The 8054-nt window shown below is 48.6% G+C and carries 5 protein-coding genes; 3 read left to right on the top strand and 2 right to left on the bottom strand.

The window, feature by feature from the left end:
- Nucleotides 1-987: 987 nt before the first annotated feature.
- The 3 genes from PN462_RS17400 to crtB all read left to right on the top strand — a co-directional run bounded on the left by PN462_RS17400 (nt 988) and on the right by crtB (nt 4175).
- Nucleotides 988-1431, top strand: a complete 444-nt coding sequence (locus PN462_RS17400) for a retroviral-like aspartic protease family protein (protein WP_443029205.1) — start codon at nt 988-990, stop codon at nt 1429-1431.
- Nucleotides 1432-1687: 256 nt separating this feature from the next.
- Nucleotides 1688-3103 (top strand): 15-cis-phytoene desaturase, encoded by a 1416-nt coding sequence (pds, locus tag PN462_RS17395; protein ID WP_272130088.1) that lies wholly within the window; start codon nt 1688-1690, stop codon nt 3101-3103.
- Nucleotides 3104-3248: 145 nt separating this feature from the next.
- Nucleotides 3249-4175 carry a 15-cis-phytoene synthase CrtB gene (gene crtB, locus PN462_RS17390; RefSeq protein WP_272130087.1) on the top strand — a complete coding sequence of 309 codons (927 nt, stop codon included), beginning with the start codon at nt 3249-3251 and terminating at the stop codon, nt 4173-4175.
- A gap of 36 nt (nt 4176-4211) precedes the next feature.
- Here the strand turns inward: crtB and PN462_RS17385 are convergent, their stop codons facing one another.
- Entirely contained in the window at nt 4212-4682 is a 471-nt protein-coding gene (locus tag PN462_RS17385) for a hypothetical protein (RefSeq protein ID WP_272130086.1), read from the bottom strand.
- 64 nt (nt 4683-4746) lie between these two features.
- On the bottom strand, nt 4747-7944 hold the full coding sequence (locus tag PN462_RS17380; RefSeq protein WP_272130085.1) for a valine--tRNA ligase: 3198 nt from the start codon (nt 7942-7944) through the stop codon (nt 4747-4749).
- Between the last annotated feature and the right edge of the window lie 110 nt (nt 7945-8054).

Raw genomic sequence — 8054 nt, 5'->3', positions numbered from 1 at the left:
GATTAACCCATTCACTCAAAATATCCGCCGTAACGCACCACTTTACTCAAAAAATGAATGGGGTTTTGGTGCGTTACGCAGGAAATAATATTAACTGGATTTTGCCCTAAGTTGATCCCCTGCTAACGCACCCTACAAGCTAACCCTATAAGCTCCCAAAATGAGTTACAGAATCGCGCTTCCTCCATCCCCCAAGCGCGGTCTTTTTTTTTTCGCGATCGTTCCCTTAACTTTAAGGAGCGATCGCAAATTCAATTAAAATTGATGCAGAATACAATTCCCGCCGACTCATGTCCGATATATTCCTTGAGCCATGACTATTGAAAATAATACCATCAACGATTCAGAATCAATCCAGATAGTAGGGTGCGTTAGGCGGCAAGACAATTTAAGATTAATCCATTCACTCAAACTATCCGCCGTAACGCACCCACCTACTTCAAAAATTAATGGGTTTCGGTGCGTTACGCAGGAAACATAATTGACTGGGTTTTGAGCTAAGTTGATGGCCTGCTAACGCACCCTACGAATTGCTACGAATTGCTACTGAAAAGATGAGCATTGTTTTGGTCACAGGAAGCGATAGCCTCCGGCTGTGCGAAGCGATCGCACTTCCCCTTCCCCCAAGTTGTGTTCACGAAGTGTTCCGTGGAGAATGGCTTTTTCATTGTTCATTGAAAAGAGCCATAGGATTCTGCCATGCTGGCGCGATAGCCTCCGGCTGTGCGAAGCAATCGCGTTTTTGGTAAAATAACGGGAGAAATGCGTTCACGAAGTGTCTCAGAGCCACTACCCTAGCTCGTTTAGAAACAGAACAAAGTTGAATGGGGTGTCGGTGCGTTACGCAGGAAATAACATTAACTGGATTTTGCTCTAAGTTAATCTCCTGCTAACGCACTAAATGAGATAGTAGGGTGCGTTAGGCGGCAAGACAATTTAAGATTAATCCATTAACTCAAATGCTCCGCCGTAACGCACCCACCTACTATGTCATCCACAACAGAAACCCCAATGGGAAAAATTATTACAAGTTTAATTATTATTAACCGTGCAGATCAGTCGGCAGCAACACGAGGATTTATTCAAACCGAAGATATTCGGAGTATTACCCTAGATAATGTGCTGGTGGATACGGGGGCAACTACCCTTTGTTTGCCATCCGAGGTGATTGAACAACTGGGATTAGAATTACTCAAAGAAGTAGAGGTAGCAACAGCAACAGGTTTGAGTAAAGCGAGAATCTTTCAAGATGCGAAGATTTCTATATTGGGAAGAGAAGGCACTTATGAGTGTTTAGAACTCCCTGGGGGGAGCAATGCCTTATTAGGAGTAATTCCGATGGAAGGATTAGGAATTGAACCGGATTTAAAACATCAAAAATTGAAGGTTTTACCTGAACAATCTCAAGATACTTATTTAACCATTTTGTAACCCAATAAGGTGCGATCGCCAAAAGCATACCGGGTGAGCGCACCTAACGCACCACTTTACTCAAAAAATGAATGGGTCGCCTAGTTAATTTATTCTACCCTCCCCCCCATCAGAACAAAGATACTCCCCCACAGGCCAGAGCCATTTCGCTAAATTTGCCAAAATGATCGGTAATTGCCGCAAAATGTAACGAAATGCAACCTATAATGACTATGAGAAGAATCGTAAACATATTTTAAGAACTTAGGATTTCTCAATGCGAGTTGCGATCGCCGGAGCAGGATTAGCGGGTCTAGCCTGTGCTAAATACTTAACTGATGCGGGACATACCCCCATTGTCCTAGAGCGTCAAAACGTCTTAGGGGGGAAAGTTGCCGCGTGGCAAGACGAAGACGGAGACTGGTACGAAACCGGACTGCATATCTTTTTTGGGGCCTATCCCAATATGTTGCAGTTGTTCAGGGAATTGGGCATTGAAGATCGCTTACAATGGAAAGAGCATACCATGATCTTCAATCGCCCCGAAAAACCCGGCACTTACTCCCGGTTTAATTTTCCCAATCTCCCCGCACCATGGAATGGCGTTATCGCCATCTTGCGGAATAACGATATGCTCACCTGGCCAGAAAAAATCCGCTTTGGGTTGGGACTCATTCCCGCTATGATTCGCGGCCAGTCCTACGTGGAAAAAATGGATCAATACACTTGGTCCGAGTGGATGCAAAAACAAAACATCCCCCCACGGGTAGAAAATGAAGTCTTTATCGCCATGTCCAAGGCATTGAACTTCATTAACCCCAACGAAATTTCGGCCACCATTCTCCTCACCGCCTTAAATCGGTTCTTACAAGAGAAATACGGCTCAAAAATGGCCTTCCTCGATGGTTCGCCCACCGAACGTCTCTGTCAGCCCATTGTGGACTATGTAACCGAACGGGGGGGAGAAGTGCGGCTAAATGCCCCTCTCAAGCGCATTAACCTCGATGAAGACGGTAAGGTGACAGGATTGGTCATTCGGGGCATTAATGGCGCAGAGGAGGAAGTCATCGAAGCCGATGCCTATGTGTCTGCCCTGCCTGTTGATCCCCTGAAACTCTTACTACCTGAACCATGGCGGGAAATAGACTATTTTAAACAACTAGAGGGCCTAGAAGGCGTTCCAGTCATTAACCTCCACCTCTGGTTTGATCGGAAACTCACCGACATTGATCACTTACTCTTTTCCCGGTCCCCTCTGTTGAGTGTGTACGCGGATATGAGTAACACTTGTCGGGGGTATGAAAATAGCGATCGCTCCATGTTGGAATTAGTCTTAGCCCCCGCCAAAGACTGGATCAGCAAATCCGACGAGGCCATTATCGAAGCCACCCTCGAAGAACTCAAGCAACTTTTCCCCCAACATTTTACGGGAGACAATGCCGCCGAGTTGCTCAAATATCATGTCGTGAAAACCCCTCGCTCCGTCTATAAAGCCACCCCAGGCCGCCAAGCCTGTCGGCCCAACCAAGTCACCCCCATCTCAAATTTCTTTCTTGCAGGGGATTACACCATGCAACAATATTTGGGGAGTATGGAGGGGGCCGTATTGTCCGGGAAACTCACCGCCAATGCCATTGCGGAACGAGCTTCCCAACTCACCCCCATCACTTCCCCTCTTGTCGGGAGTGCCTAAACCGCCTATCTTTGTTCCCATCTGCCAAAAAAAATTTCAACTTTCATTGGCAGTGGGGACAGCCAGTGGGACAATTCTATTGTTTCTCACTGAATGGGGACTTTTCCCAGATTTCCCCCCCTTGGACACCTTTAGTCTGCGATGAATGCTGCAATTGCCTAAACCTCAACAACGGACTAAAACTTTGGCCTCTGTTGACGAGGCTTACGAATATTGTCGCCAAATCACGGCGCATTATTCCAAAACGTTTTATCTCGGTACACTCTTGATGCCCCCCGCCAAACGGCAAGCCATCTGGGCAATCTATGAGTGGTGTCGGCGCACCGATGAATTAGTAGATGGTCCCAAAGCCCGCTATACGACTCCAGAAACCCTTGATCAATGGGAAAACCATCTAGAGTCCGTTTTTGCGGGACATCCCCAAGAAGACCCGGATGTCGCCCTTCTAGACACCATTAAAAAATTCCCGGTAGATATTCAACCCTTCCGGGATATGATTGCGGGGCAACGGATGGACTTGTACCGCAGTCGTTACGAAACCTTTGACCAGTTAGAGCTTTACTGTTACCGGGTGGCCGGGACGGTGGGGTTAATGACCAGTCCAGTGTTGGGGTTTGAACGGGTGGCGACGGCCCCTTGGTCCCAGGAGGATGAGGAGGATGCTTTAGAAAAAGCCATTGCTCTTGGCATTGCCAACCAACTCACCAATATTCTCCGGGATGTGGGGGAAGATGCCCAACGGGGGCGAATTTATTTACCGTTAGAAGATTTAGACCGCTTTAATTATACGGAGAAGGATTTATTTAACGGGGTAATTGATCACCGTTGGCGGAATGTGATGCGCTTTGAGATTAAACGGGCCCGGTACTTCTACCACGAAGCGGCCAAAGGCATTCGAGCGTTAAACCCTGATGCCCGTTGGCCGGTTTGGTCGGCGTTAATGCTTTATCAAGGCATTCTCGATGTGATTGAGCGTAATAACTATGATGTCTTTAATAAACGGGCGTTTGTGCCGAAGTGGGAGAAGATGACTTATTTGCCTGTGGCTTGGCTGCGATCGCAAATTATGTGATTTAATTATGTGATTTTGGTAATGGGTGATCACCCATTACCCATTCCCCTCTTTCTTGAACTCTCCTCGACGGCGTTCTAACTCTGCTTGCTCCTCGGCCATCGTCTTTTCAAACTGCTCTCGACGGGTTTCTAACTCTAGAGTCTTCATACTCATCTCTTGACTTTTCAGGGTGAGTTCTTGCCGCCATTTTTCAATTTTTTCCGCCTCCTCCTTGAGCCAAGATTCCATCTTTTCTGGAGAATTGGCTAACTGCTCGACTAGCGTTAACACCCATTCGGTGGCCTCCTCTAAGCGGAGGACATTGCGGCCATCATCTAAATCCACTAACACTAACACCCCCGTATTGGGGATAGCTAAGGGAACATTGGGGATGGTGTCCAAGGACACGGTAATTGCTTGGGAATCTGCAATCACCCAATTTTTCTCGACCGTTTGCTTGGCGAGTAACTGTAATGTGATTTCGTCAGACTGGGAAGTTTTTTGAACTTGTGCGAGGTGTAACATCGCCAGGAGTCAGGTTTAGGCTATGAGAGTAATTAAGAGGCGGGTAGATGCAAACCAAGAGAGCTTATTGTAGACGCACCAGGCGATCGCGCAGAATATCGGCTTGGGTTTGGGCTTCCGCTAAGGAATCCCTGGCTCCCTGAACAATCGCATCCGGGGCTTTATTCACAAAGTTAGGATTCTGTAATCGTCCTTCAAGAGATTTTACTTCTCCCTCAACTTTACTTAACTTTTTCTCTAGCTTCGCACAAAGTGCTTCAAGATCAACCAATCCTTGGAGGGGAATTAACACCTGAACCGTGCCAACGACTCCCGCAAAGGCTTGTTTGGCTTTTTCTTGAACAGTGGCATCGGCCTCTAAATTTTGTACCACAGTGACGGTTTCCCCTTTGGCTAAGTCGGCAATATAGGCTTGACCCGCTTCTAAAATTTGTCGTTCTTGGGGATCATTACTTTGGAGGATAATCGGCACTTGGGTCCCCGGTTTAATGTCTGCTTCTGCTCGTAGGTTGCGCACAGTGCGAATTGTGCCAATTAATAGCTCAAAATTCCGTTCGAGTTGGGAAGACACCAAAGTATTAGGTTTTGCGGGAGGAGAGGAGGGAGTAGGAGAGGAGGGAGCAGGGGAGAAAGACCCAGAGGGCATTTTTTCCTCCACAGAGGATTGAAACTCCTGCCAAAGGGTGCGAACTCGTCCAAGGACTTCCGTGCGGGTCTGAGAGCGCAGCAGGTAGCGCAGGGTGAACCAGACCACGTAGGCAAAACCGACAATTTTAAACAGGGGTTCAAGGAGGGGCAAACTATTCATTGCTCCCATTAAGGAGGTAAGGACTTTTACCCCGACCAACACCACCAGTGCTGTCCCCACCCAGAGGAAAGGTTGTTTATTATTGCCCACAAAGGTACTCACTTCACTGGGGAGATCAGCGAGGAATTGTAACACGGGGTTGTCGTAATGGCTCGTTGGCGGGCTAGGTGTTGGGGGTTGCGGGTCCGCTTGGGGTTGGGGGGTTGCGGGGGTGGAGTCCACCACCAGAATTTCATCCACTTGGGGATAGGGTTGTAGGGCCAAAGAGACATCGGTTTGTTGGCTGAGATTGTGCCAGATTTCCTCGGTAATATGGGGCATGAAGGGGTGGAGGAGTTTTAAAATGCCGTCGAGGACGTAGGCGAGGGTTTGTTGGGCCACCGGGTTTTCCCCTTCTCGTAAGCGGGGTTTGACCAGTTCAATGTACCAGTCGCAGAAGTCGCCCCAGATGAACTCATACAAGCCTTTGGCGGCTTCTCCGAGACCGTATTCGTCGATATTCTGGCGGGTGTCTTGGACGGTTTGATAGAAGCGGGAGAGAATCCAGCGATCGCACAATTCTAATTTCCCTAAATCCGGTTTTCCTAGCTGTTGCGGGGATTTTCCGTCTAAATTCAACATCACAAACCGGGCCGCATTCCAGAGTTTATTGGCAAAATTCCGGGAGGCTTGGACGGACTCGGACTCGTCGGTGTTGCGATCGTACTGTAAGCTGATATCCTGCCCAGCCCCGGCCACTTCTTTAATCAGAGTATAACGCAGCGCGTCCGCCCCATATTTATTAATCAACAACAGGGGATCAATGCCATTACCTGCCGATTTCGACATTTTCTTGCCATTCTCATCCCGGACTAACCCGTGAATATAGACATCCTGAAAGGGCATTTGGCCTGTAAAATGTCCGGCCATCATGGTCATCCGTGCCACCCAGAAGAAAATAATGTCAAAGCCAGTAACAAGGGTGGTATTGGGATAATAAGTTTTTAAATCGTCAGTCTCCGTCGGCCAGCCTAACGTAGAAAACGGCCAGAGTCCCGACGAGAACCACGTATCCAACACATCCGGGTCTCGTTCTAACTTGACATTATCCCCAAATTGTGCTTTAGCTTTTTGTTCGGCTTCTGGTTCATTGCGAGCCACCACAAAGGGCGTATCATCGGTAATAATGCCCCCGGTTTCGCTGACCGCATACCAAGCGGGAATCTGGTGGCCCCACCATAACTGCCGAGAAATACACCAATCTTCCAAACGCACTAACCAATCCCGATAGACTTTTTTCCACCGTTCCGGCACAAAGCGGGGGGAATTCTCCCCGTCGAGGGAATTTAGGGCATTTTGGGAGAGGGGAGCAATTTTCACAAACCACTGGGTCGAGATCAGGGGTTCAATGGGGACCTTTCCGCGATCGCTATACGGCACTTTATGGCGATACTCCTCCACCTTGAGCAACACGCCCTCCATTTCCAACTGTTTCACCACATTTTTCCGGGCCTCAAAGCGATCTTGCCCCGCAAACTGCCCTGCATTCTCATTCAACGTCCCATCGGGATTCAAAATATTAATCATCGGCAACTGATGCCGTTGTCCCATCTCAAAATCATTGGGATCATGAGCCGGAGTCACCTTAACACACCCCGTCCCAAACGCCGGATCAACCAATTCATCGGCAATCACCGGAATTTCTCGCCCCACAATCGGCAACTTGAGGGTTTTGCCAATCAAATGCTGATAGCGGTCATCCTGGGGATTCACTGCCACCCCCGTATCCCCCAACATCGTCTCCGGACGAGTGGTGGCCACCTCAACCACCCCACTCCCATCGGTCAACGGATAGCAAAAATGCCACAAATACCCATCCACCTCAACGGGATCAACCTCCAAGTCCGACACCGCCGACTGAGAGGCCGGACACCAGTTGACCATGTATTTCCCTCGATAAATTAACCCTTCCTCATACAAGCGCACAAACGCCTCTAACACCGCATCCACTAGGGTATCGTCCATGGTGAAGCGTTCCCGCGACCAATCCGCAGAAAGCCCAATGCGCTTGAGTTGTCCGACAATTTTTCCCCCGGACTCCTCCCGCCATTGCCAGGCCCGTTGTAAAAATTCCTCCCGTCCTACATCTCGCCGAGATTTACCCTCGGCTCGTAATTGCTTTTCTAGAATTGTCTGTACGGCAATACTGGCATGATCTGTCCCCGGCAGACAGAGGGTATTGCGGCCTAACATCCGGTGATAGCGCACTAAGGTATCTAGTAAGGCAGTATTAAACGCATGACCCATGTGTAAGCTACCTGTCACATTCGGCGGCGGAATCACAATGGCGTAGGACTCTCCGGGGTGGTTGGGGTTGGCTTGAAAGGTATTTTGCTCTGCCCAAAATTTTTGCCATTTTTCCTCTGTCGAAAAAGGGTCATACTGGGTGGCTAAGGTGGGGGTGGTTGCAGTCATTCGTTGGGGCATCTGAAATTGCTACACATAAAATTTTGCCATAAAAGCAGGCAATCACCAGTAATCAGTCACCAGTCACCAGTAATCAGTAATCAGTAATCAGTAATCAG

This window comes from Spirulina sp. CS-785/01 (genome assembly GCF_028330525.1).
Taxonomy (GTDB): Bacteria; Cyanobacteriota; Cyanobacteriia; order Cyanobacteriales; family Spirulinaceae; genus JAQMSD01.
This window is presented reverse-complemented; position numbering and strand designations above follow the sequence as displayed.